Raw genomic sequence first — 23,347 nt, 5'->3', positions numbered from 1 at the left:
GGAGCGAATCGCGGCCGGTCCGTCAAGGTCACGGGAATGAACGAGGGTACCGCGCAGCGGCGGAACGATCTGCCGCAAAGGCCCGGAGTGCAGAGGGCGCGGCCGTTGCGCCCTTTGCCTGGTCGCCCGCAGCGGGGCAGCAAAAAATGACTTTACGTAATGGCGAACAGAACCCCGCCGGATTGATATGCGGCATACCCGTATCAGCGTTATCGATAGCCAGTGCTAATCCACCGCCTTCGGGCATAAACGTCCGGCTCTGAGCATCTTCCTTCCGCCATCAGTGGCGGAGTTTCAGCAGCTGCGCTGCGGCGGACGGGTTAAGGCCCGGAGTGCAGAGGGCGCGGCCATTGCGCCCTTTGCCTGGTCGCCCGCAGCGGGGCAGCAAAAATGACCTGACGTAATGGCGAACAGAACCCCGCCGAGTTTATATATTGCATATCAGCACAAGCGTTAATCCACAGCCCCCGGCCATTGTCCCCTGCCGAACGATCGGAATTTACTGAATTTCTGGCAACGCGGTGGTGATATCTGATAGTCAGCCGGGGGTCTTGCTATATACTGAAAAATTCCCTACCCCTTGTCCGGAGACTATTTTGCGCGTGCAACGCTCCCTTACCATTAAACAGATGGTCAATGTCTCCGCCTTAGCAATAGTCGTTGTCTGTCTGTTTATTACGGCACAGCTATTTCATTTCGTACAACAGCGTAAAACTGAGTACACACAGCAGATGGAAAATATTGCCCGGACCGTGCGTCAGCCACTGGCAGACGCGGTACTTAAAGGAGATGCCCCGGCCGTAAAACAGTTATTAATGACACTGAAACCGGCAGGTATTCTCGGGCAGGCCGATATTCGTTTGCCGGAACAATTGACGGTATTGCATGTCGATTTTACTGACAATAAACCGGCGGAAGTTCCCGCATTAATTGCCCGGATTTTTCGGTTACCCGTACAGATAACCATCCCGCTCTATCCGACAGATCAGGCGAGTTTACCCCGGCCACTGGCCTCACTGGTATTAGTGGCTGATTCGGTGCGGGTGTATCAGTTTATCCTCAGTACATTATCCACGATGATGATGACTTATCTGTTGCTGGCATTTGTACTCTCCGTATCTGTCAGCTGGTTTATTAACCGGCTGATAATTCATCCTTTGCGGGATATTTGCCGTGATTTGCAGGACGCCCCTGGCGTTTTGCTAAAAATGCCGGTAAATCATCGGGATGATGAAATCGGGATTCTGGTGAGAACGGTTAACCGTCATCAGTCACTGTATGCACCGCAGCCGGTAAACAGCAGAATACTGCCTGACGGGGCGGCCTTACCGTTATCCTCCTGTCATGACATCCTGCGGCACTGCGATGAGAAAGACTATGAGCTCTGGCTCCAGCCTCTGATAAATATGAGAAGCGGGGCGCTGGTGGGGGCGGAAGCGTTGCTGCGGGTCCGCGGCGCGGATGGTTTGTATTCCCTGCCTGAAAATTTTATCACGACAGCAGAAGATACGGGCAGGATGCCAGAGCTTGGCCGCCGGGTATTTGAAGAGGCGTGCCGTATTGTTGCACACTGGCAATCACAGGGTGTCATGCTGCCTCTGAGTGTGAATACTTCAGCGCGGCAGTTACAGGACCCGCAGATGGTCAGTCATTTACAGCATCTGTTAAGTGAACTGAAGATTGACCCTGCCGGGCTGATACTGGAATTAACCGAAACAGCGCAGCTTGATGATACGGAAAGTGCGGTGGCATTACTGAAGTCTGTCGAACAAACCGGTATCTCGGTGGTACTGGATGATTTCGGTATGGGCTATTCGAATCTGCATTATTTACACCAGTTCCGTTCATTGCCGTTAAAACGCCTGAAATTAGACCGCAGCTTTGTTGCCGGTCTGCCGGGTGATGATGTGATGGTACGTATCGTGGCTGCGGTGGCCAATATTCTGCAGCTGGATGTGGTTGCTGAGGGAGTGGAAACTATTCCACAGCGAGATGCTCTGCTGGCCAGAGGAATTGATATTGCTCAGGGGTACCTGTACTCCCCGGCACTTTCTGAGCCGCTGTTTAACCGTCAGTGGCTTAACCTGAGCTGACCGGTATCCGTGTACAACCGTGTACCACGCCGGATAAGATTATCTGCTGCCTGGCGGTAACCTGTCTCCGGCGCAGGGTTTACTGTGAAAAAATAAGTCGTATTTCGGTTGTTTTACCCGCGACAGACCATATTTTACCGGTAATTGCGACTTTTCCCTGAATAATCCCGTTAATTTTTGCTTTTTCCTTGCTGCAATGTCTGACTTTTGGATAATAACGACCGAAATGTTCCGAATATTTTTTATGTTGCCATGCGACATCCGTGTTTTTATGTGGTCAAAAAAGCGATGCTCTATCAAAACAGTATCCGTAAACAGCGGAAGAATGTGTATGGCAATGAAATGTCAGTGAAAATTATAATTTTCACCATTTGAATGTAGGGGTTCACATGCAGGGCACCAAATTTATGCGCTGGATGGGGGGAGTTCTGCTGGTAGCCGTCAGTTTTACGCTGCATGCAGAAGCCCTCCAGCCAGATCCTGCCTGGCAACAGGGGAAACTTAAAAACGGTTTCAACTGGCAGGTGCTGGCGACACCACAGCGCCCTTCAGACAGTATCGAATTACGGTTAGTTGTCGAGAGCGGCTCTCTGAACGAAAGTCCGTTACAGACAGGCTACAGTCATTTACTCACCCGGCTGGCTTTGGTACATAATTCGGCTATCAGTGTGACACAGCAGCGTCAGTTATGGCAGCAGAGCATTGATAAGCGCAATGCTTTACCGCCCGCGGTCACATCCTATGATTTTACCCGCTATAACCTGAGTCTGCCGGCAAACCGTCCGGATTTGATAAAAGATGCGTTGCTGTGGTTATCAGCGACGGCGGGTGATATGGCGATCACTCCACAGATTGTTAACTCAGCATTAGCGGCTTCCGATCCGACGGCCACGTGGCCCGCCAATACCGCGGATGTCTGGTGGCGTTATCGCCTGCAAGGCTCGGCATTATTATCTCACGATCCGCAGGAAAACAGTGCACAGCCCGTTGATATTGCACAGTTAACAGACTTTTATCATACATGGTATACCCCGGATGCGATGACATTGTATGTGGTCGGTAATGTTGACAGCCGCGCAATCTCCGAACAAATCAGCAAGGCCTTTTCATCCCTGAAAGGACAGCGCAGTAGTCCGCCGTCTCTGGCCGTATTACCGCCTTTATCTTATCGGGCTGTGAATCTGACAGACAGCCAGGGGAGCGGAGACCGGTTGTCCCTGATTTGGGATATGCCCTGGTCGCCGATTACGGATTCCCAGTCCCTGCAACAATACTGGCTGAGTGATTTAGCCCGTGAGGTGCTTTACTGGCATCTGTTACCTGCTGATGCGGAGAAGGCCAGTGCCGATACCCGGTTCGGACTGGACTGTCGGGTATTTTATCAGCGTGCACAGTGTGGTTTAAATATTGATACAACGGCAGATAAATTAGCGGCGCAGTCAGATAAGGTCGCTAGCGATTTTGCGGAATTACGCGATAATGGGTTGACTCAGCAGGAGTTTGATACGCTGATGTCCGGAAAACTGGCAGAACTGAATAGCCTGTTTGCGACCTATGCCCGCACCGGGACCAGTACTCTGATGGCACAGCGCCTGCGTTCACAACAGAATGCGGTCGTTGATATTTCTCCGGAACAGTATCAGCGTTTGCGGCAGGCATTCCTGGCAGGGCTGACTCTGGAGGCCCTGAATCATGAGTTGCATCAGCAACTCTCGCAGCCGGTGGCGATGGCGCTGGTTCAGCCTCAGGGCGAAGCAGAAATTCCGGTCAATGACCTGAAAACCCGCTTTGATAAAATTACTGCTCTGGCACCCGTAACGGAGGACAGTGAACAGGGAACGGCGGTACCGGAAAGTAATCCGTAACAGGACGGCTGACGGATTTTTGGCCTGAGTGAGCTGAACCGGTTAATTACGCCACAACACTTTGATAATGTGGTAGCCAAAGCTGGTTTTTACCGGACCATAAGGAACCAGCAGCGGGCAGGAAAATACCGCTTTATCAAAGGCAGGAACCATCTGACCGCGACGGAATTCACCCAGTTCTCCGCCTTTCCGTCCCGACGGGCAGGCGGAGTGTTTTTTTGCCAGTTGCTGAAAGCTGGCGCCTTTTTGCAGGCGAAGCAGTAACTCTTTTGCCAGCGATTCTTCTTTGACCAGAATATGTAACGCGGCGGCTGTTTTGGCCATATCTCTGCTCCTTGATCTGAGATGTGTATACCCGGCCGCCTTATATACCATTCTTTAAGCTATCTACAGAGCGATTTTTTATGCGTTTAAACCCAGGTCAGCAACATGCTGTCGAGTATGTGACCGGTCCTTGTCTGGTGCTGGCGGGTGCCGGTTCCGGCAAGACCCGGGTGATCACCAACAAAATAGCCCACCTGATCCGTCACTGCGGATACCAGGCCCGGCATATTGCCGCCGTTACCTTTACTAATAAAGCCTCACGGGAAATGAAAGAACGTGTTGCCCAGACACTGGGACGTAAAGAGGCCCGTGGATTACTGATCTCGACGTTCCACACCCTGGGGCTGGAAATTATTAAACGTGAATACGCGGCATTGGGTATGAAATCCAATTTTTCACTGTTTGATGACCAGGACCAGCTGGCACTGCTGAAAGAACTGACCAGGCCATGGCTGGAAGAAGATAAAACCCTGCTGCAAAACCTGATTTCGACGATTTCTAACTGGAAAAATGACCTGGTGTCGCCCGCCGGCGCGGCTGATTTAGCCAGGTCGGCGCAGGATAATATTTTTGCCCACTGTTATCAGCTGTATGACCAGCATTTACGATCCTGTAATGTACTTGATTTTGATGATCTTATTTTATTGCCGACCTTATTATTACAGGAGAATGAGCAGGTCAGAGAGCGCTGGCAACAGCGTATCCGCTATCTGCTGGTGGATGAATACCAGGATACAAATACCAGTCAGTACCAGCTGGTAAAGCTGCTGACCGGGCAGCGTGCCAGATTTACGGTGGTCGGGGATGATGACCAGTCAATTTATTCATGGCGCGGGGCCCGGCCACAAAACCTGGTATTACTCAGCCAGGATTTCCCAAGCCTGGAGGTGATTAAACTGGAGCAGAATTACCGTTCTTCTCAGCGGATCCTGAAATCAGCCAATATTCTGATTGCCAATAATCCTCATGTATTCGAGAAAAAGCTGTTCTCGGAGCTGGGTGAAGGCAGCCAGCTAAAAGTGATCACTGCCAATAATGAAGATCATGAAGCTGAACGGGTGACCGGTGAGCTGATTGCACATCATTTTATCGGCAAGACCCGTTATCGTGATTATGCAATCCTGTATCGGGGCAATCACCAGTCGCGGGTATTTGAGAAGTTACTGATGCAGAACCGTATTCCGTATCGGATTTCCGGCGGCACCTCTTTCTTCTCCCGTCCTGAAATCAAGGATATGCTGGCTTATTTACGGGTGCTTACGAATCAGGAAGATGACAGCGCGTTTCTGCGGATCGTCAATACACCTCGCCGTGAAATTGGCCCTGCCACCTTACAAAAACTGGGAGAGTGGGCCTCGATCCGCAACAAAAGTCTGTTCCGTGCCAGTTTTGACCTCGGGCTGGCTGAACGCCTTCCTGCCCGCAGCCTTGAGCATTTACAGCGTTTTACTCACTGGCTGAACTCTCTGGTAACACTCAGTGAGCGTGAGCCAGTAGCGGCGGTCAGAGAACTGATTCAGGGAATTGACTACGAAAGCTGGTTATTTGAAAGCTCAGCCAGCCCGAAAGCCGCGGAAATGCGGATGAAAAACGTGAACACGCTGTTTCAATGGATGACAGAAATGCTTGAGGGCAGTGACCTTGACGAACCTATGACGCTGACTCAGGTGGTGACCCGTTTTACTCTGCGCGACATGATGGAGCGTGGTGAAAGTGATGATGATCAGGATCAGGTACAACTGATGACCCTGCATGCCTCAAAAGGGCTGGAATTCCCTTATGTGTTTCTGGTGGGTATGGAAGAAGGGCTGTTACCCCATCAGAGCAGCATTGATGAAAATAATATCGAAGAAGAACGGCGGCTGGCTTACGTGGGGATCACCCGTGCGCAAAAGGAACTGACATTTACCCTGTGCCGGGAGCGCCGGCAATACGGGGAGCAAATCCGACCTGAACCCAGCCGTTTTCTGCTTGAGTTGCCACAGGATGATTTAGTCTGGGAAGGCGAACGTAAACCAGTCAGCAGCGAACAACGGATGCTCAACAGCCAGAGCAGAGTTGCGGGTCTGCGGGCGATGCTGGAAAAATCTAAAAAGCAGGCGGACTGAAACTGACCGGCTGGCGCTGGCTGGCCGGTAATCTGTTTCAGCCCAGGGTCAGCTGCCAGTGTACATAACTTTGATAATGACTTTCCTGCTCCAGAAATTCGGCCCGTAGTGGGTGCGCTTCCAGCCAGCCGTCCGGCAGACTGAGATGCATGGCATCATCGTTTGCCTGCAGGCGTACCGCAGGCAGTGTGTCGTCGCGGCGTCTGCTGGAGAAAATAATCGCCAGCCGGAGCAGACGGCAAATTCGTTCGGCGAGTCGGGGGGGCAGGGCATTTTGCCGGGTCAGTAACGCCAGATCAATATTGCCTTGCTGGTTTTCTAACAGGGAAGAAATCAGTTTCTTTTGGGCTGGTGTAAATCCGGGTAAATCGAGCGATTTCACCAGATAAGCCGCATGACGTGGGGCCTGACGGTGATCAACGCTCAGGCCAATTTCATGTATAGCACAGGCGCTGAGCAGTAATTCACGACATCGTGCATCGAGGTTCCAGCTGTGGCTGACCTGACGAAAAAAAGCATCGGCCAGTTGCTGTACCCGGGCGGCCTGTTCTCTGTCGATGGAAAAACGCCGCTGAACATTGTGCAGTGTCCGGTTGCGAATGTCTTTATCGATAGGCAGGCTGAGCATGCCGTAGACCAGGCCTTCCCGTAATGCGCCTCCGGCCAGGGTCATACTGTCGATTTGCAGTTCACAGAACACCGCGATCAGAATGGATAAACCACTCGGGAACACCAGCGCACGCTCCAGCGTCAGCCCCTCTATCTCCAGCTCTTCCAGTTTCCCGCACTGAATAGCCCGCTGCTTCAGTTGTTGCAATTTGCTGAGGGTAATCTGTTCGTCCATTCCCTGAGCAACCATGATTTCCTGCAATGCCTGCACGGTACCTGAAGCACCGACGCAAATTTCCCAGCCTTTTTGCCGGAGTACCGGACTGATGTGCCGGATATGCTCTCTGGCAGCCTGCTCTGCCTGTTCGAAATTTTCACGCGTCAGATAGCGGTCAGAAAAATAGCGTTCCAGCCAGGTGACACAGCCGATAGGCAAACTGAACAATGCGGTGGTGTCAGCGCCTGAACCGGTGACTAATTCGGTACTGCCGCCACCGATATCGACGACCAGACGCTGATCAGAGCCGCCGGTCGTATGTGCCACACCCTGATAAATCAGACGGGCTTCTTCTTCACCGCTGATGACTTCGACAGGGTTGCCCAGGATACGCTGAGCTGCAGACAGAAACTGTTGCGCATTGGTTGCCAGCCGCAGGGTGGCAGTTGCGACAACGCGGATTTGGCTGGCCGGGATATCCTGCAGTTGCTCTGCAAATAAACGTAAACATTGCCAGCCTCTGGCCATAGCTTCATCAGATAAGTGGTTATTCTGATCCAGCCCGTTGGCCAGCCGCACTTTACGCTTAATACGTGCGACCGTCTGGATGCTTCCGGAGATTTCACGCACCACCAGCATATGAAAGCTGTTAGAACCTAAATCAATAGCAGCATAAAGTGATGATGCGTTCTGCATAAGCGGGTTTAACCTGAACGTTTGCGGTTGTTATTGCGTGGAGGACCATTCCGACGGTTATTGTTATTATTACCCCTGCGGTTGTTATTCGCCGGACGACGAGCCAGGCGCTTAGGTGCAGGTAAATCTGTCAATAACGCGTCACTGTTGTATTTACTGACCGGAATACTATGACCGATATACTCCTCAATGGCCGGTAAATTCAGCGCATATTCTTCGCAGGCCAGGCTGATAGAATGCCCGCTGGCACCTGCTCTCCCGGTCCGGCCAATACGGTGGACATAATCTTCACGGTCATCAGGCAGGTCGTAGTTAAAGACATGCGTAACTTCCGGAATATGCAAACCACGGGCTGCAACGTCGGTTGCTACCAGGATATCCAGCTGTCCCCGGGTGAAATCTTCCAGAATACGCAGCCGTTTTTTCTGCGGAACATCACCGGTTAATAAGCCTGCACGGTGCCCGTCAGCGGCCAGGTGGCCCCAGACATCTTCACAACGGTGCTTGGTATTGGCAAAAATAATTGCACGGTCCGGCCATTCTTCTTCCACCAGCGATTGCAATAAACGCATCTTTTCTTCATTAGAAGGGTAGAAAAGCTCTTCTTTAATACGGTGGCCGGTTTTCTGTTCAGGCTCAACTTCGACATATTCTGCATTATTCATATATTCGAAGGCCAGTTCACGTACCCGCCATGACAGGGTCGCGGAAAACAGCATGTTCAGGCGCTGGGATGCCGCAGGCATACGGCGGAACAACCAGCGAATATCTTTGATAAAGCCGAGGTCAAACATCCGGTCTGCTTCATCAAGTACCACTACCTGAATGGCACTGAGGTCGATATAATTTTGTTTGGTGTAGTCGATCAGACGACCGGTGGTTCCGATCAGAATGTCTACACCCTGTTCCAGAACTTTCAGTTGTTTGTCATAGCCATCGCCGCCATAAGCCAGGCCGAGTCGCAACCCGGTGTTTTTGGCCAGAGGCTCGGCATCGGCATGGATCTGAACCGCCAGTTCGCGGGTCGGAGCCATGATTAATGCGCGGGGCTGATTCACTTTGTGGCCTTCGGCAACAGGATGAGACAGCAGATAATGGAACGCTGACGTCAGGAACGCCATCGTTTTGCCCGTACCGGTTTGCGCCTGACCCGCGATATCATGCCCCGAAAGGGTATACGGCAGTGCTAATGCCTGAATCGGTGTACAGTACTGAAATCCTTTATTATCAAGGGCTTCAATTACCTTAGGGTGCAGGGCGAAGTCGGAAAACTTCTTTTCTGTTAAGTGTGTTTTGCTCATAGTGTGGTAGAATATCAGCTTAATGTCGCTTTACGAAAGCGTATCCAATGAAATAAAGTCAACTTACATTGATTCATTATACGCCAATTCGCCAGGCATAATTTTGTGGAGCAAAACATGAGCAGCGATAAAATCGTTCACTTGACCGACGACAGTTTCGAAACCGACGTGCTGAAAGCAGACGGTGTGACACTGGTAGATTTCTGGGCTGAATGGTGCGGCCCTTGTAAAATGATCGCACCTATCCTCGATGAAGTTGCCGAAGAGTACCAGGGTAAACTGACCGTGGCGAAACTGAATATTGATGACAACCCGGGCACAGCGCCTAAGTATGGCATCCGTGGTATCCCGACTTTACTGTTATTTAAAGACGGTGAAGTGGCAGCCACCAAAGTGGGCGCACTATCTAAAGGCCAGTTAAAAGAGTTCCTGAACGCTAATCTGGGCTAAGATATCAATCAGACGCCAGTGGTGGTTTATTTTTGTGCTATCACTGGACGTCTGCATTTTGTCGTGCTAAGTTATTTGAACTGCATTACGCTCTTACCAGTAGTCAGAATCTAAAAGATTTCCTTTGTTAAGCCAGTCTGTATTTCTATTAAGAACGGGTTAACAATCCGGTGGTTTACCACCACGTCGCACAAGGCCGTCTCGTCATAGTCTGTCGCTGTTTACTAACGACTCCGTTGTCGAGTTCAGAATTAATAATATTTCTATTTACAGGCATGGACTTTAGCCATACCACTCATGACAAACATTTCGAGTAACACCCCGAGTCAAGAACCCATCACTATGAATCTTACCGAACTAAAAAACACGCCGGTGTCTGAGCTGATTACTCTCGGCGAAAAAATGGGGTTGGAAAACCTCGCGCGTATGCGCAAACAGGACATTATTTTCACCATCCTTAAGCAGCATGCCAAAAGTGGCGAAGACATCTTTGGTGATGGTGTACTGGAAATATTACAGGATGGATTTGGTTTCCTCCGTTCTGCAGACAGTTCTTACCTTGCCGGTCCTGATGATATTTATGTTTCGCCAAGCCAAATCCGCCGCTTTAACCTGCGGACAGGTGATACCATCGCCGGAAAAATTCGTCCGCCGAAAGAAGGCGAGCGTTATTTTGCGTTGCTGAAAGTTAACGAAGTTAACTATGACAAGCCGGAAAACGCCCGTAATAAAATTCTGTTCGAAAACCTGACACCGCTGCACGCCAACAATCGCTTACGTATGGAGCGTGGTAACGGTTCTACTGAAGATATTACCGCCCGTGTGCTGGATCTGGCCTCGCCAATCGGTCGTGGTCAGCGCGGACTGATTGTTGCTCCGCCAAAAGCGGGTAAAACCATGCTGTTGCAGAATATCGCTCAGAGCCTGGCTTACAACTACCCTGATTGTGAGCTGATGGTGCTGCTGATTGATGAACGTCCGGAAGAAGTGACCGAGATGCAGCGTCTGGTGAAAGGTGAAGTCGTTGCTTCCACCTTTGATGAGCCGGCATCCCGCCACGTTCAGGTCGCAGAAATGGTGATCGAAAAGGCCAAGCGTCTGGTTGAACACAAAAAAGATGTCATTATCCTGCTGGACTCAATTACCCGTCTGGCCCGTGCCTATAACACCGTCGTACCTGCGTCCGGTAAAGTACTTACCGGCGGTGTTGATGCTAACGCCCTGCATCGTCCGAAGCGTTTCTTCGGGGCAGCACGTAATGTGGAAGAGGGCGGCAGCCTGACTATCATTGCGACTGCACTGGTAGATACCGGCTCTAAAATGGATGAAGTTATCTATGAAGAGTTCAAAGGTACCGGTAATATGGAATTACACCTGTCGCGTAAAATTGCTGAGAAGCGTGTGTTCCCTGCGATAGATTACAACCGTTCAGGTACCCGTAAAGAAGAACTGCTGACCACGCCGGAAGAGCTGCAGAAAATGTGGATCCTGCGTAAAATTATCCACCCGATGGGTGAGATTGATGCCATGGAGTTCCTGATCAACAAACTGGCGATGACCAAAACAAACGAAGAATTCTTCGATATGATGAAACGCTCGTAGTCTGCAGCGACAACAATAAGAATTTTTTGAAAGTACAAAAACGCCACGTCTTTACGTGGCGTTTTTGTTGATCAGGCTATAGCATTATCAGGAACAAAGGATTCTGTGAAGGAGTAACCTATGCGGACTGTCGTATCAGCGCAGAATGTCGCTGTCAGCACAGAACTCACTACCTGAATCAGAGTAAAACTTCAGAGCATGATGGTGTAGTGAGTATTCTAACTGAGAGCGATTAATGTGAATTTACTCAATATGGGTACTGAACTGGGACTGACATTTCTTTTTTCGCTGTGCTTCTTGTTCTTTGCCCGCAAAATAGCAAAGAGAGTGGGTCTGGTTGATAAACCTGATTACCGGAAGCGCCATCAGGGAGCTATCCCGCTGGTGGGCGGAATTTCGGTGTTTGCGGGGATCTGTTTTGCATTTTTGATCACCAGCAGCTATCAGCCCCACAGAGCGCTGTACCTGTTCTGCGCCGGGGTTCTGGTGCTGGTCGGTGCGCTGGATGACCGTTTTGATATCAGCGTGAAATTACGTGCGCTGGTACAGGCGGTGATTGCCATTATCATGATGATCTGGGCCAACAATTCGCTGATCAGTTTTGGCGGTATTATCGGCCCGGTTGACTTAAATGTCGGGCCTTTCGGCTATGTACTGACCTTATTTGCTGTCTGGGCGGCGATTAATGCTTTCAATATGGTCGATGGCATTGACGGATTACTCGGCGGTTTATCGTCAGTCAGCTTCGGAGCGCTGGGGATCATCCTGTGTCTGAAAGGGCAATATAGTCTGGCGTTCTGGTGCTTTGCGATGATTGCCGCAACACTCCCCTATATTCTGCTTAACCTCGGCCTGCTCGGCCGACGCTATAAAGTCTTTATGGGCGATGCCGGCAGTACCATGATTGGCTTTACGGTTATCTGGATCCTGCTGGCAACCACCCAGGGGGCCAGCCATGAGCTGCGTCCTGTGACGGCCCTGTGGATTATCGCAATTCCGCTGATGGATATGGTCGCGATTATGTACCGGCGGTTACATAAAGGGATGAGCCCGTTTTCTGCCGATCGTCAGCATATCCATCATTTAATTATGCGTGCCGGTTTCAGCTCGCGTCAGGCCTTTGTATTAATTACGCTGGCGGCGGCCTTGCTGGCCGCTATCGGGGTGACGGGAGAGTATCTGCCGGTGATCCCCGAGTGGGGCATGATGCTGCTGTTCCTGCTGGCCTTTTCAGCGTATGGCTATTGCCTGAAACATGCCTGGAGAGTGGCACGGTTACTCCGCAGGCTAAAACGTCGCTGGCATAACTTTCGCAGTGCCCGCGGGCATGGTATCTGACACCCGTTTTTATCGTTAAAAGGATATCCGGAGATGGTTTCTTCCTCTGTGGAAAATGAGCTGAATATTCCACTGATTGCCAGCCGGTTGTGGCGCGGTAAAGTCTGGATTCTGGGACTGGCGCTGGCAGGTGCGCTGATTGCGCTGGCCTATGCCCGTCTGGCCAGCCAGGTATGGAGTGCGACTGCGACTGTCGACCGCCCTTCGGTCAGTCAGATAGCGAATTATTACAGCCTGCGTTTGTCGCTGGCAACGCTTGAAGACGAGAGTCTGCCTCCTCCGGCGGCGTCAATGGTAACAGACGAAGTCTATCAGCAATTTTTATTACAGTTATCTTCCCGGGACAGCCGGCGAGATTTCTGGCTACAGTCAGCGTATTTCCGTGACAAGCTGAAGGGGCATCAATCGCAGCGTGCGACAATACTGGACCAACTGATCGGTGATATCCGCTTTCAGCCCGCGGAACCGGCCCGCGGGACCCGGGATACTCTGGTACTGCGGGCAGACAATGCGACATCTTCTGCGCAGCTACTGGACCAGTACGTGCAGTTTGCCAGTCAGCGTGCCGCGGCTCGTTTACGCAGTAATCTGCATGACGAGTGGAAGATTGCATGGCAGTCTCATCAGACGGCACTGGCACGCCAGCAATGGGTGGCTGAAACCGTGTTTGCACAGCAACGTCGTCAGCTTGAACAGGCGATAACCCGTGCCGGAAACGGACAGAGCGTATCTATCACCGGACCTGATTCACAGACTATGCCGCCTGTCAGTAAACAGGTCCTGGAGGGCTGGCTGGCTAATTTACTGGCGAGCGGACCTGCCTATGACAGGCAGTATTTACAGAGTAAAGCATTGCTGGAAAGTCTGGGGCCGGAACCTGTCGTATCTGACAATCTGCCCACCTGGTGCTACCTGCGCTCACCTGAACCTCCGGCCAGTCGCGACAGCCCGCGGTTAGTTTTACTGGTTGTGCTGTGGGGAGTGACCGGTGCATTTGCAGGGGCGGTGATTGCTGTTTCCCGCCGCCGGTAGCATGACGATAGCAGATAACACAGATTTTTGAATAATAAGGAAGCCAGCGTGAAAGTATTAACGGTATTTGGCACGCGCCCGGAAGCGATAAAAATGGCACCTCTGGTCAGTGCATTATCGGCGGATAATGAGATTGATGCCCGGCTCTGCGTCACTGCACAGCACCGCGAAATGCTGGACCAGGTGCTGAGACTTTTTAGCCTGAACCCGCAGTATGATCTGGACGTTATGCGTCCGGGTCAGGACCTTACCACCATAACCTGTCGTATACTGGCAGGTATGCAGCAGGTACTCACCGACTTTCGTCCTGATATTGTGCTGGTACATGGTGATACCACCACCACTATGGCTGTCAGCCTGGCAGCTTACTACCAGCGGATTGCCATCGGGCATATCGAAGCCGGTTTACGTACCGGAGATCTTTTTTCTCCCTGGCCTGAAGAAGGCAACCGTAAAGTGACCGGTCATCTGGCCAGATATCATTTTGCACCGACCCCCCGGGCACAACGCAACCTGCGACAGGAAAATATTCCTGCAGCAAATATCTTTGTGACCGGCAATACAGTCATTGATGCTTTATTGTGGGTCAGGGATAAAATTGAGCAGGACAGTGTCTTAGAACGGCAACTGTCGGCCTTATATCCGTTTCTGTCACCAGACCGGCCGATGATTCTGGTTACCGGACACCGGCGTGAAAGTTTCGGCGATGGCTTTGAACGGATTTGCAGTGCCCTTGCCGGACTGGCCATACAGTACCCGGATGTCCAGATAGTTTATCCGGTACATCTTAATCCGAATGTCAGTACCCCGGTAAACCGGATCCTGCGCGGCATCAGTAATATTTATCTGATTGATCCGCAAGACTATCTGCCGTTTGTCTGGTTAATGAATAAAGCCAGGCTGATCCTGACGGACTCTGGCGGAATTCAGGAAGAAGCTCCGGCTCTGGGTATTCCGGTACTGGTGATGCGCGATACGACAGAGCGACCGGAAGCCGTGGATGCCGGAACGGTACGGTTAGTCGGTACTGATAGTGAGAAAATTATCACCGAAGTTTCACGGTTATTACAGGACCCTGATGCCTGGCGGCAAATGAGCCGTGCCCATAACCCTTATGGTAACGGTGATGCATGTCAGAAAATTATAAAAATATTAAAACAATACAGAGTGACGTTATGAGTTTTGACACCATTTCTGTTGTGGGCCTTGGCTATATCGGCCTGCCTACAGCAGCGATTTTTGCCTCCGGGAAAAAAAACGTTATTGGCGTTGATGTGAATCCCCATGCGGTGGATACCATTAATCGCGGAGAAATCCATATAGCCGAACCTCATCTGGCACAGGTGGTCAGAGACGCCGTAAAAGACGGTTATTTACGGGCGTCCCTGACACCGCAGCCAGCCGATGCATTTCTGATTGCAGTGCCAACTCCTTTCCGTGAGGGGCACCAGCCTGACTTACGTTATGTCCGTGCGGCCGCAGAATCGGTTGCAGCGGTACTCCGACAGGGTGACCTGGTGATTCTGGAGTCCACGTCCCCGGTCGGCACTACCGGACAGCTGGCAGACTGGCTGGCCGCACTTCGGCCTGACCTGACATTTCCGCACCAGGGCCCGCAACCCGATATTCATATTGCGTATTGTCCGGAACGGGTATTACCGGGAAAAATTATGGCGGAGCTGGTGGACAATGACAGGGTGATTGGCGGTATGACCCCCGGCTGTGCAGCCAGAGCAAGTGAGCTCTACCGGCTCTTTTTGCGGGGTGACTGTGTTGAAACCGACGACCGTACCGCCGAAATGTGTAAGCTGACCGAAAACAGTTTCCGTGATGTGAATATCGCGTTTGCCAATGAATTATCAATGATTTGTGACCAGCAACAGATTAATGTCTGGCAACTGATTGCATTGGCGAACCGTCATCCGCGGGTAAATATACTGCAACCCGGGCCGGGTGTCGGAGGGCACTGTATTGCCGTCGATCCGTGGTTTATCGTGGCGCAGAACCCCCTGCACAGTCAGCTGATCCGTACCGCCCGGCAAGTTAATGACGCCAAACCGGGCTGGGTACTGAGTCAGGTAAAACAGCAGCTGGCTGACTGTCTGAATAGCACTTCACAACGGGCAGCCGACATCACCATTGCCTGTTTCGGACTGGCGTTTAAAGCCGATGTTGATGACTTGCGTGAAAGCCCGGCATTACAGGTGGTCAGGATGATCAGCGAGTGGCATCAGGGGCCGCTACTGGCAGTTGAACCGAATATTACCGGCTTACCGGCATCACTGAGCGCAGTGACGCTGACCGACAGTGATACGGCGCTGCAGCAGGCCGATATTCTGGTGATGCTGGTTGATCATCAGCCATTCAAAGGGATTGATAAACAGCAGCTGGCCGGGCGGCGTATTGTCGATACCCGCGGTCTCTGGACTTAGACCGGCATGGCCGGTACCCGCGGATATAATCATTTCGGAGGTGTGGATGCAACTCACTGGCAGTATTGTCCCGCTCGAATGGGAATCTGCATTTTTTGGTTACCCTGTCGGCCAGTTCATCCCGGGCGGTGATCAGTGGTTTCAGCCAGCGCTGGCTGAACACTATCGTTTATTACAGACCAGGATAGCCGCAGACGACTATCAGGCACTTACCGTTGCCGGACAACTGGGATTTCAGCTGGCGGAAGGTGAAGCCGTTCTGGTTCTGGACCTGCAGCACACGGAACGTCAGCCCGGCATCCGTATTGCGCGGCAATCCCTGATCCCCGAATTACGGCAGGCTGCGTGCGACGCATTTCAGCACAGCCGCTTCCGTGCCCCCTGGTTTGCCGACGCAGACGGCCAGCGTTTTTATGCTCAGTGGATAGAAAATGCGGTGACCGGACAGTTTGATGACCAGTGCCTGATCGCCTGCGGAGATGCCGGAGAACTACAGGGCTTTGTCTCGGTGCGTGAAACCGGTGCAGATGCACGGATTGGGCTATTATCCGTATTACCGGCGGCGCGTGGCAAAGGTATCGGGCAGCGGTTACTGTTAGCTGCTGCGGACTGGGCGCGGGTAAGACGCCTGAAACAGCTGCATATCACTACTCAGCTGAGTAATCTGGCTGCAATGCGCTTATATCTGCGCAGCGGTGCCCGGCTGGAACACACAGCCTATTGGTTATACAGGAAAAACAATGATCCCCTTTAACTCTCCGCCGGTGACAGGCAGTGAAATTGACTATATGCAGTCAGCGATGGCCAGTGGCAAGCTGAGCGGTGACGGAGGCTTTACCCGCCGCTGTCAGCAATGGATGGAACAGCGTTTTTCCAGCCATAAAGTATTGCTGACTCCCTCCTGTACTGCTTCTCTGGAAATGGCCGCGCTGCTGATCAATATCATGCCGGGTGATGAAGTGATTATGCCCAGTTATACCTTTGTCTCGACGGCCAATGCATTTGTATTGCGCGGTGCGACAATCGTATTTGTTGATATCCGCCCGGATACACTGAATATTGATGAAAGTCTGATAGAAGCCGCCATTACCGAAAAAACCCGTGCAGTCGTGGCAGTGCATTACGCCGGGGTCGCCTGTGAAATGGATACCCTTGTGCAGATCTGTGAAAAACACCGTCTGTACCTGATTGAAGATGCGGCTCAGGCGGTGATGTCCTGCTATAAAGGCCGGCCACTGGGGTCGATAGGCCATATCGGTTGTTTTAGTTTCCACGAAACCAAAAACTATACTGCCGGCGGAGAGGGGGGCGCGACACTGATTAATGATCCGGCACTGGTTGCCAGAGCTGAAATTATCCGTGAAAAAGGCACTAACCGCAGCCAGTTTTTCCGGGGACAGACGGATAAATACACCTGGCGTGACCTGGGGTCCAGCTATCTGATGTCTGATTTACAGGCGGCCTATCTGTGGGCCCAGCTGGAAGTCGCTGATCAGATAAACCAGCGCCGGCTGGCCTTATGGGAACAATATTACACAGCACTGACGCCGCTGGCGCAGCAGGGCCGGTTATCCCTGCCGGAAGTTCCCGCAGGTTGTACCCATAACGCCCATATGTTTTATATTCGTCTGGCGGATAACCACCTGCGCTCGCGGCTGATCGACTGGATGAAAGAAGCTGAAATTCTCGCGGTATTTCACTATATTCCGTTACACAGTTCTCCCGCAGGGCGACAGTTTGGCCGTTTTCACGGGGAGGACCGTTATACAACGGTTCAGAGCGAACGACTGCTGCGGCTGCCATTGTTTTATAACCTGTCGGATAACAATCAGAAAACGGTTATCGGCTCACTGATGAGTTTTCTGCGCTGATGTCACTGGCGAAAGCATCTGTCTGGACGTCTTTTTCTACACTGGTGAAAATTCTTTCCGGATTACTGGTGGTTAAATTTATGGCCGTCAGTTACGGACCCGAAGGGATTGGCCAGGCGGCTAATTTCCGGCAACTGATCACTGTTCTGGGGGTGCTGGCGGGCGCCGGGATTTTTAACGGTGTTACCCGTTATGTTGCCGAATATCAGCAACAACCCGAAATGCTCCGTTCACTGACTGCCACTTCGGCAGGGATTGTCCTGGTCTTTTCTTTATTACTTGCAGCGGTCTTAAGTCTTGCCGCATCCCCTGTCAGCCAGATACTGTTTGGCAGTGATCAGTACCGGCAAGTGATCCGTATTGTGGCATTTCTGCAAATAGGCATTGCCTGGGCGAATCTGCTACAGGCATATCTGAAAGGATTTCGTAATGCGCGGAGTCATGCGCTGGTGGTGGCTGCCGGCAGTCTGCTGGGGGTTTTAGGCTATCTGCTGTGCTGGCTGGCGGGAGGTTATAGTGGTGCACTGACGGGGCTGGCGCTGGTACCGGCCATCAGCCTGCTGCCTGCCATCTGGTTACTGAAATCCGCTACCGGCCTGCAATGGCGCTGGTTTATGCCTCGCTGGCATACCTCACTGGTGTTACGCCTGCTTAAATATACGCTGATGGCGGTAATGACTGCAGTCACTGTACCGGTCGGCTGGGTGATGATGCGTAATCTGCTGGCAGCACAGTCAGGCTGGCAACAGGTAGGGCTGTGGCAGGGGGTCAGTGGTATTTCAGATGCGTGGCTGCAATTTATTACCGCGACTTTCAGTGTCTGGTTGTTGCCGACCCTGGCAAAACAGCGCAGTAAACAGGATATCGGGCGTGAAATTTATCGTGCTCTGCGTTTTGTTCTGCCGGTGGTTGCGGGGGTGGCGATACTGGTCTGGTTACTGCGAGATATTGCTATCTGGTTGTTATTTTCTGCGAAGTTCGATGCAATGCGGGATCTTTTCGGCTGGCAACTGGCCGGTGATTTTTTTAAAGTCGGTGCCTACGTATTTGGTTACCTGGTTATTGCCAAAGCATCTCTCCGTTTTTACCTGCTTACGGAAGTCAGCCAGTTTATTTTGCTGATTGCCAGCTCATACTGGCTGATCCCGTTACACGGTGTCAGCGGTGCGGTGCAGGCCTATTGTCTTACTTATATGATTTATTTTGCCCTTTGCGCGGGCGTATTTATGTGCTGGTACCGAAAATGACAAGCTTAATCCATCTGCTCGGGTCTGATATCCCACACCATAACCTGACATTGCTGCGTTTCTTTGACCAGCAACTGTCGGTACAGGTGCCGTCCGCGGCGGCGAGAAAGTTTATGGTTGTCAGCTGTGACAGCCAGTCGCTGAGCGGATTCAGTCACCTCGAGGTGCAGATATTCCCCGATAAAAAAAGCCTGGCACGGGCTGTGATCCGGCTGGCGAAAAATAAACAACAACGTTTTTTTTGCCACGGCCAGTTTAATCCCTGGCTCTGGCTGGCGTTATATGGACGCAAAATATCCCGTCATCAGTTGTACTGGCATATCTGGGGTGCCGATCTGTATGAGGATTCTCATCAGCTCCGTTTCCGGTTGTTTTATGTTGTGCGGCGTATGGCCCGTAAACGGGTTGCCGGTATTCTGGCAACCCGTGGTGATATTAATTATTTTCGGCAGCGTGTGCCTTCAGTTGCCGCTGCTTTACTGTATTTTCCGGCCAGGATGCCGGTATCTGGCCCGGCAGCCCCCCCGCTGAACGGCGATCGGCCATTGACGATTCTGGTCGGAAACTCCGGGGATCCGACCAATCGTCATGCTGAAGCGCTGACGGACATTTATCAGCAGTTCGGCAGTAATGTCAGTGTCATTCTGCCGATGGGCTACCCGGCAGGTAATCAGACGTATATTGAAAAAGTCCGTGCGGTTGCCGAACGCTATTTTACTAGCGGACAGGTGACATTGCTGACCGGGACACTGGACTTTGCTGACTATCAGGCCCTGCTGGCGCGTTGTCAGCTGGGCTATTTTATTTTTAAACGTCAGCAGGGAATCGGTACCCTCTGTTTACTGATTGAAAAGAATATCCCGTTTGTTATCAGCCGGGATAATCCATTCTGGCAGGATCTTGCCGAACAGAAACTCCCTGTATTATTTCGCGGAGACAAGCTGGACCCGGACACCATCAATGAGGCCAGACGGCAGCTGATAAGCTGCGATAAGCAGCAGATCGCCTTTCTTTCTCCCGGCTATCTGGCGGGCTGGTGTGAGATATTACAACGGCTTGAAGAAGGGAAAGCACTATGAGCTTATTACAGTTTTCAGGGCTGTCGGTGGTTTACCTCTGCTGCCTGACATTTGTACTGGTACTGGCGGGAAAAGAGTTTCGTCGTGAACGGTTTAATTTTCACCTGTTTTTCTCTTTATTGTTTCTGCTGACCTTTTACTTTGGTTTTCCTCTGACAGCACTGCTGGTCTTCTGTTTTGATACGCCGGTAGTGGCACCCGAATATTTGTTACAGGCGCTGCTATCGGCCACCCTGTTTTATGGTGTTTATTATCTTGCTTATAAAGTCAGGATACGCCGTCCTGAGGTGACACCGGCGGCACCCTTGCTGCAGATGAACAGGGTGGAAACCCTGATTTTCTGTGGTTTACTGGCACTGATTGCTATCGGTACGGTGACTGTTTTTTTTATGCATAACGGTTTCCTGTTGTTCAGGCTCAGTGCTTATAACCAGATATTTTCCCGACAGGTGTCCGGTGTGGCACTGAAACGGTTCTTCTACTTTTTTATACCGGCGATGCTGATTATCTATTTTCTGCGGCCGACCCGGCAACGCTGGTTAATGTTTCTTGTATGTACGGTCAGCTTCGGATTACTGACATATCTTATTGTCGGGGGCACCCGGGCGAATATTATTATCGCCTTTGCTTTGTTTCTGTTTATCGGTATCACCCGTGGCTGGATTAGCCTGACGATGCTGGTCTCCGCCGGGGTATTGTCGGTGGCGGGGATGTTCTGGCTGGCTTTGAAACGTTATAACCTGCATGTTTCCGGAGAGGAAGCTTTCCATACTTTTCTTTATCTGACCCGCGATACTTTTTCGCCCTGGGAAAACCTGGCATTGCTCCTCAGCCAGTATCACCGGATTGAATTTCAGGGGCTTGCGCCGATGTGGCGGGATTTTTATGTTTTTATCCCTGGCTGGCTGTGGCATGACCGCCCGGCAGAGATACTGAACAGCGCTAATTACTTTACTCGTGATGTGTTGCATAACCATTCAGGACTGGCGATTTCACCGACCCTGATTGGATCACTGGTGGTGATGGGGGGCGGCTGGTTGCTGATGCCGGGGGCTATTGTGGTGGGGTTTATTATCAAGGCCTTCGACTTTATCTACCGGCGTGCTTTGCAGGAAACTAACCGTTACAGCGCTGCAGTACTGCAGAGTTTTTGTTTCGGGGCTATTTTCAATATGATCGTGCTGGCCCGGGAGGGTCTGGATGCCTTCGGGTCGAGAATCGTATTCTTTGGTGTCATTTTCCTGTTTTGCCTCGCGATGGCCAAAATAGTCTTTCGATTGCTGGACAGTCACGGGCTTATCCGTCAGCGCAACAGGCAGGGCAGTGATCGGTTTTTCAGCATTGAAGATGTATAACAGCAGGACAGTAAGGTAATGAGTAAATACCCGGAGTTCCCGCCTTACCGGATCAGGGGCATACCACTTTATGGTTTTAGTTCGATAGCCCGGTTCGCTGATTTTCTGATACCGGCACAGCATCCACGTTACGGCATGCTGGTAGCGATTAATGCGGAGAAGGTACTGAGCGCCGAAAAAGACCCGCAATTACGTCAGATACTGTCTGAGGCGGCATTTAACTATGCTGATGGGATCAGTATTGTCCGGTCTGTACGGAAAAAATATCCCGGCAGCACAATCAGCCGGATAGCCGGAGTGGATCTCTGGCAGGTGCTGATGCAAAGAGCCGCTGAGCAAGGCGTTCCGGTATTTCTGGTGGGAGGTAAATCAGAGGTGCTGCAACAGACCTGCGACAAATTACGTCGTCACTGGCCGATCCGGATTGCAGGTCAGCAGGATGGCTATTTTTCTGAGCAGCAAACGGCGGCAGTAATACAGGCAATTGCTGACAGTGGTGCAGGCATTGTGACCGTGGCGATGGGATCACCCCGTCAGGAACTGTTTATCAGACGCTGCCAGGCTGTTTATCCTGAGGCGCTGTATATGGGGGTCGGCGGTACCTATGATGTTTTCAGTGGTATTGTGAAGCGTGCTCCTGTTATCTGGCAGAAGCTGGGGCTGGAATGGTTATACCGTCTGATTAAACAGCCTTCGCGCTGGCGGCGGCAACTGCAGCTTTTACGCTATCAAAAATATCACTGGCGGGGTGAACTCTAGAATAGCCTGCGATAATGGCACAAAATATGCGCCTAATGCTGAATATTCAGACAAAACGCACAAACGATAAGCAAATAAATAATTTTATTAAAAAAGCACTAGACAGGATCAGCTCAACCCCGTAATATCCGCATCCGCAACGGCGCTAAGCGCCCGTAGCTCAGCTGGATAGAGCGCTGCCCTCCGGAGGCAGAGGTCTCAGGTTCGAATCCTGTCGGGCGCACCATTTTTGGTTGGCGTAAGAGCTGCGGTTATTTACCGCGAGAGTAGTAAAGGTGTTTTTAGCATCGTTGTAAGAAGTAAGAAAGATATGGTGGCTATAGCTCAGTTGGTAGAGCCCTGGATTGTGATTCCAGTTGTCGTGGGTTCGAGTCCCATTAGCCACCCCATTTTTTGCTGGTTATGCGAAGGTGGCGGAATTGGTAGACGCGCTAGCTTCAGGTGTTAGTGTCTTAACGGACGTGAGGGTTCAAGTCCCTCTCTTCGCACCAGGCAAAAAACAGAGGTAAGCAGTAAGCAGTATTTCGGCGAGTAGCGCAGCTTGGTAGCGCAACTGGTTTGGGACCAGTGGGTCGGAGGTTCGAATCCTCTCTCGCCGACCATTTTCAAAGAAACCCGCTTTTAGCGGGTTTTTTTACGTCTGCAGTAAAAGAGGATGGGAACCTTCGAAGGAGGTTTGCGCCGAGCGCAGCGAGACAACGTTGCGTAAGCAACGGCCCGCAGGGGAATAATCCTCTCTCGCCGACCATTTTCAAAGAAACCCGCTTTTAGCGGGTTTTTTTACGTCTGTAGTAAAAGAGGATGAGAACCTCCGGGTGAGGAAAGACCAGAGGGCGCTGGTCTTTGGATCTGCGCCTGGTGCGTAGCCTTTTACCTCCGGATTACGGTTCCCGGCATAAACGTCCGGCTCTGAGCATCTTCCTTCCGCCATCAGTGGCGGAGTTTCAGCAGCCGCACTGCGGCGGACGG

Annotated in this window: 19 protein-coding genes, 4 tRNA genes and 1 other RNA gene; 21 read left to right on the top strand and 3 right to left on the bottom strand. The window is 51.6% G+C overall.

The genetic code is table 11. The features are described from left to right. From JK198_RS16095 to JK198_RS16085, 3 genes are all read left to right on the top strand, one after another. A partial coding sequence (locus JK198_RS16095) for a hypothetical protein (protein WP_212715366.1) occupies positions 1 to 263 on the top strand: 263 nt, incomplete at its 5' end. Positions 264 to 596: 333 nt separating this feature from the next. Then, positions 597 to 2,093: an EAL domain-containing protein gene (locus JK198_RS16090; RefSeq protein ID WP_212709495.1), complete on the top strand. Its 1,497-nt coding sequence runs from the start codon at positions 597 to 599 to the stop codon at positions 2,091 to 2,093. 389 nt (positions 2,094 to 2,482) lie between these two features. Next, positions 2,483 to 3,958, top strand: coding sequence for a pitrilysin family protein (locus JK198_RS16085; RefSeq protein ID WP_212709496.1), 1,476 nt, complete (start codon positions 2,483 to 2,485; stop codon positions 3,956 to 3,958). A 42-nt stretch (positions 3,959 to 4,000) separates the two neighbouring features. Here the strand turns inward: JK198_RS16085 and ppiC are convergent, their stop codons facing one another. Then, positions 4,001 to 4,282: a peptidylprolyl isomerase PpiC gene (ppiC, locus tag JK198_RS16080; protein ID WP_212709497.1), complete on the bottom strand. Its 282-nt coding sequence runs from the start codon at positions 4,280 to 4,282 to the stop codon at positions 4,001 to 4,003. A gap of 80 nt (positions 4,283 to 4,362) precedes the next feature. Here ppiC and rep point away from each other — a divergent pair, with 80 nt between their 5' ends. Continuing rightward, positions 4,363 to 6,390, top strand: a complete 2,028-nt coding sequence (rep, locus tag JK198_RS16075) for a DNA helicase Rep (protein ID WP_212709498.1) — start codon at positions 4,363 to 4,365, stop codon at positions 6,388 to 6,390. Between the two features lie 37 nt (positions 6,391 to 6,427). Here rep and gppA read toward each other — a convergent pair whose 3' ends face one another. Further along, a complete protein-coding gene (gene gppA, locus JK198_RS16070; protein WP_212709499.1) occupies positions 6,428 to 7,912 on the bottom strand; it encodes a guanosine-5'-triphosphate,3'-diphosphate diphosphatase in 1,485 nt (494 codons plus the stop codon). Positions 7,913 to 7,920: 8 nt separating this feature from the next. After that, on the bottom strand, positions 7,921 to 9,213 hold the full coding sequence (gene rhlB / locus JK198_RS16065; protein ID WP_212709500.1) for an ATP-dependent RNA helicase RhlB: 1,293 nt from the start codon (positions 9,211 to 9,213) through the stop codon (positions 7,921 to 7,923). A 117-nt stretch (positions 9,214 to 9,330) separates the two neighbouring features. Here rhlB and trxA point away from each other — a divergent pair, with 117 nt between their 5' ends. The 17 genes from trxA (at position 9,331) to JK198_RS15980 (ending at position 23,126) form a co-directional block, all read left to right on the top strand. Continuing rightward, the gene (gene trxA / locus JK198_RS16060; RefSeq protein WP_212709501.1) at positions 9,331 to 9,663 is read left to right on the top strand and encodes a thioredoxin TrxA; all 333 of its coding nucleotides are present in this window, start codon (positions 9,331 to 9,333) and stop codon (positions 9,661 to 9,663) included. Positions 9,664 to 10,005: 342 nt separating this feature from the next. Continuing rightward, positions 10,006 to 11,265 (top strand): transcription termination factor Rho, encoded by a 1,260-nt coding sequence (gene rho / locus JK198_RS16055; RefSeq protein ID WP_212710998.1) that lies wholly within the window; start codon positions 10,006 to 10,008, stop codon positions 11,263 to 11,265. 252 nt (positions 11,266 to 11,517) lie between these two features. Further along, on the top strand, positions 11,518 to 12,603 hold the full coding sequence (gene wecA, locus JK198_RS16050; protein WP_212709512.1) for a UDP-N-acetylglucosamine--undecaprenyl-phosphate N-acetylglucosaminephosphotransferase: 1,086 nt from the start codon (positions 11,518 to 11,520) through the stop codon (positions 12,601 to 12,603). Positions 12,604 to 12,636: 33 nt separating this feature from the next. Further along, positions 12,637 to 13,635, top strand: a complete 999-nt coding sequence (locus JK198_RS16045; protein WP_212710997.1) for a Wzz/FepE/Etk N-terminal domain-containing protein — start codon at positions 12,637 to 12,639, stop codon at positions 13,633 to 13,635. Between the two features lie 48 nt (positions 13,636 to 13,683). Then, positions 13,684 to 14,814 (top strand): UDP-N-acetylglucosamine 2-epimerase (non-hydrolyzing), encoded by a 1,131-nt coding sequence (gene wecB, locus JK198_RS16040; protein ID WP_212709504.1) that lies wholly within the window; start codon positions 13,684 to 13,686, stop codon positions 14,812 to 14,814. Continuing rightward, on the top strand, positions 14,811 to 16,067 hold the full coding sequence (gene wecC / locus JK198_RS16035; protein ID WP_212710996.1) for a UDP-N-acetyl-D-mannosamine dehydrogenase: 1,257 nt from the start codon (positions 14,811 to 14,813) through the stop codon (positions 16,065 to 16,067). Before wecB ends, wecC begins: the two co-directional genes overlap by 4 nt. 46 nt (positions 16,068 to 16,113) lie before the next feature. Continuing rightward, complete coding sequence (gene rffC / locus JK198_RS16030) at positions 16,114 to 16,821, top strand: dTDP-4-amino-4,6-dideoxy-D-galactose acyltransferase (protein WP_212709506.1); 708 nt, start codon at positions 16,114 to 16,116, stop codon at positions 16,819 to 16,821. Further along, complete coding sequence (gene rffA / locus JK198_RS16025; protein ID WP_212709507.1) at positions 16,808 to 17,938, top strand: dTDP-4-amino-4,6-dideoxygalactose transaminase; 1,131 nt, start codon at positions 16,808 to 16,810, stop codon at positions 17,936 to 17,938. Before rffC ends, rffA begins: the two co-directional genes overlap by 14 nt. Continuing rightward, a complete protein-coding gene (gene wzxE / locus JK198_RS16020; protein WP_212710995.1) occupies positions 17,938 to 19,185 on the top strand; it encodes a lipid III flippase WzxE in 1,248 nt (415 codons plus the stop codon). The genes rffA and wzxE overlap by 1 nt, the downstream gene beginning before the upstream one ends. Next, on the top strand, positions 19,182 to 20,264 hold the full coding sequence (locus JK198_RS16015) for a TDP-N-acetylfucosamine:lipid II N-acetylfucosaminyltransferase (protein WP_212709509.1): 1,083 nt from the start codon (positions 19,182 to 19,184) through the stop codon (positions 20,262 to 20,264). The genes wzxE and JK198_RS16015 overlap by 4 nt, the downstream gene beginning before the upstream one ends. Continuing rightward, the gene (gene wzyE / locus JK198_RS16010) at positions 20,261 to 21,619 is read left to right on the top strand and encodes an ECA oligosaccharide polymerase (RefSeq protein ID WP_212709510.1); all 1,359 of its coding nucleotides are present in this window, start codon (positions 20,261 to 20,263) and stop codon (positions 21,617 to 21,619) included. Before JK198_RS16015 ends, wzyE begins: the two co-directional genes overlap by 4 nt. Positions 21,620 to 21,637: 18 nt before the next feature. After that, entirely contained in the window at positions 21,638 to 22,378 is a 741-nt protein-coding gene (gene wecG / locus JK198_RS16005) for a lipopolysaccharide N-acetylmannosaminouronosyltransferase (protein ID WP_212709511.1), read from the top strand. Between the two features lie 149 nt (positions 22,379 to 22,527). After that, a tRNA-Arg gene (locus tag JK198_RS16000) sits at positions 22,528 to 22,604 on the top strand. A gap of 87 nt (positions 22,605 to 22,691) precedes the next feature. Further along, positions 22,692 to 22,767 (top strand) — tRNA-His (locus JK198_RS15995). A 15-nt stretch (positions 22,768 to 22,782) separates the two neighbouring features. Beyond that, positions 22,783 to 22,869, top strand: a tRNA-Leu gene (locus tag JK198_RS15990). Positions 22,870 to 22,903: 34 nt separating this feature from the next. Beyond that, positions 22,904 to 22,980: transfer RNA gene (locus tag JK198_RS15985), tRNA-Pro, on the top strand. 32 nt (positions 22,981 to 23,012) lie between these two features. Next, a non-coding RNA gene (locus JK198_RS15980) (RtT sRNA) lies at positions 23,013 to 23,126 on the top strand. Positions 23,127 to 23,347 lie beyond the last annotated feature (221 nt).

The sequence above is a fragment of the Tatumella sp. JGM91 genome (assembly GCF_018257575.1).
GTDB lineage: Bacteria > Pseudomonadota > Gammaproteobacteria > Enterobacterales > Enterobacteriaceae > Tatumella > Tatumella punctata.
This window is presented reverse-complemented; position numbering and strand designations above follow the sequence as displayed.

Coding starts and splice junctions, on each gene's coding strand:
- JK198_RS16085 (WP_212709496.1), top strand. CDS start 2,483: ATGCAGGGCACCAAATTTATGCGCTGGATGGGGGGAGTTCTGCTGGTA.
- ppiC (WP_212709497.1), bottom strand. CDS start 4,282: ATGGCCAAAACAGCCGCCGCGTTACATATTCTGGTCAAAGAAGAATCG.
- rep (WP_212709498.1), top strand. CDS start 4,363: ATGCGTTTAAACCCAGGTCAGCAACATGCTGTCGAGTATGTGACCGGT.
- gppA (WP_212709499.1), bottom strand. CDS start 7,912: ATGCAGAACGCATCATCACTTTATGCTGCTATTGATTTAGGTTCTAAC.
- rhlB (WP_212709500.1), bottom strand. CDS start 9,213: ATGAGCAAAACACACTTAACAGAAAAGAAGTTTTCCGACTTCGCCCTG.
- trxA (WP_212709501.1), top strand. CDS start 9,331: ATGAGCAGCGATAAAATCGTTCACTTGACCGACGACAGTTTCGAAACC.
- rho (WP_212710998.1), top strand. CDS start 10,006: ATGAATCTTACCGAACTAAAAAACACGCCGGTGTCTGAGCTGATTACT.
- wecA (WP_212709512.1), top strand. CDS start 11,518: ATGGGTACTGAACTGGGACTGACATTTCTTTTTTCGCTGTGCTTCTTG.
- JK198_RS16045 (WP_212710997.1), top strand. CDS start 12,637: ATGGTTTCTTCCTCTGTGGAAAATGAGCTGAATATTCCACTGATTGCC.
- wecC (WP_212710996.1), top strand. CDS start 14,811: ATGAGTTTTGACACCATTTCTGTTGTGGGCCTTGGCTATATCGGCCTG.
- rffC (WP_212709506.1), top strand. CDS start 16,114: ATGCAACTCACTGGCAGTATTGTCCCGCTCGAATGGGAATCTGCATTT.
- rffA (WP_212709507.1), top strand. CDS start 16,808: ATGATCCCCTTTAACTCTCCGCCGGTGACAGGCAGTGAAATTGACTAT.
- wzxE (WP_212710995.1), top strand. CDS start 17,938: ATGTCACTGGCGAAAGCATCTGTCTGGACGTCTTTTTCTACACTGGTG.
- JK198_RS16015 (WP_212709509.1), top strand. CDS start 19,182: ATGACAAGCTTAATCCATCTGCTCGGGTCTGATATCCCACACCATAAC.
- wzyE (WP_212709510.1), top strand. CDS start 20,261: ATGAGCTTATTACAGTTTTCAGGGCTGTCGGTGGTTTACCTCTGCTGC.
- wecG (WP_212709511.1), top strand. CDS start 21,638: ATGAGTAAATACCCGGAGTTCCCGCCTTACCGGATCAGGGGCATACCA.